Origin of the sequence: Adlercreutzia equolifaciens, assembly GCF_029076695.1 — a bacterium.
Taxonomy (GTDB): Bacteria; Actinomycetota; Coriobacteriia; order Coriobacteriales; family Eggerthellaceae; genus Adlercreutzia; species Adlercreutzia equolifaciens_A.
In genome coordinates this window covers 1-349 of sequence record NZ_JARFIK010000153.1, presented here as the reverse complement: position 1 = coordinate 349, position 349 = coordinate 1, and the positions used below count along the sequence as shown (strand labels likewise).

Sequence of the window (349 nt, the reverse complement as noted above, 5' to 3'; positions counted from 1 at the left end):
CAATTTCTGTAGCAAGATATTCATATCTTCCGTAGATTCATAGGCCGTCTCCAGATACATTGTCCGTTTGTCTTCCGTATTTGCCACACCATCCAGAACCCCTTTGATATAGCCCCGGATTGACGTAAGCGGAGTTCTTAGATCGTGAGAGATTCCTGTTACCATATCTGTCCTTGCCTTTTCATTCCGTTCCCGTATCTTCTGATCTTCCAGAATTGTCCTCTGCATCTCATTGAACGCACGGCAGACCCGTTCGAACTCTTCCTGTCCTTCATATACGATCTCTTCTTCCAGATTGCCGTCCTGGATCCTTTTTGCACCTTCAACCAGGCAGTCTAACGGCTCCATG

At 46.7% G+C, this 349-nt stretch carries 1 protein-coding gene; it reads right to left on the bottom strand.

Going from position 1 to position 349, the window contains the following annotated elements; all coding sequences use genetic code 11:
* Positions 1-349 (bottom strand): histidine kinase dimerization/phospho-acceptor domain-containing protein (locus PZH32_RS11870; protein WP_275208462.1); only part of this gene is annotated, 349 nt, incomplete at both ends.